The organism is Lentzea albidocapillata (assembly GCF_000719115.1).
Taxonomy (GTDB): Bacteria; Actinomycetota; Actinomycetes; order Mycobacteriales; family Pseudonocardiaceae; genus Lentzea; species Lentzea albidocapillata.
The window spans coordinates 1-409 of record NZ_JOEA01000083.1 but is presented as its reverse complement, the minus strand read 5'-3'; the positions used below and the strand labels follow the sequence as shown (position 1 = coordinate 409).

Below are 409 nucleotides of genomic sequence, written 5' to 3'. Positions count from 1 at the left end.
GGTGATCGAGAAGTTCGTTGCTCCGTAGGGCGCGAAGTCCTCGTCGGTTCCGATGAAGTACTGGTTGTCGGCGGTGAACTCGCCCTGGTGCCCGTTGCCTTCGGCGGTGCGCGCTGTTCCGGTCGACTCCAGCAGTTGCGGATCGGGATGACTGAAGTCCGTGTCGCCGATCAGCGTCGGGTTCGCCGGGTCGTCGACGTTGAGCTGAACGTAGCCACCGTCCCAGTAGGACAGCAGGAGGACCCAGTGCCCGTCGATGTTCTTGACGATCATGTCGTGCAGGAAGACCTCGGTGAGGCCGAGCTGGGTTTGGGTGAGGTTCGGGGACTCGGCGTCGACGTCGATCTCGCGGATCAGCCGCGGCCGCTTCGGGTTGGTGATGTCGAGGATGTCGACGTCCGCGCCGCCC

Annotated in this window: 1 protein-coding gene; it reads right to left on the bottom strand. The window is 64.3% G+C overall.

The genetic code is table 11. The features are described 5' to 3' along the window. Positions 1-409 (bottom strand): LVIVD repeat-containing protein (locus IG04_RS47545; RefSeq protein ID WP_030482301.1); only part of this gene is annotated, 409 nt, incomplete at both ends.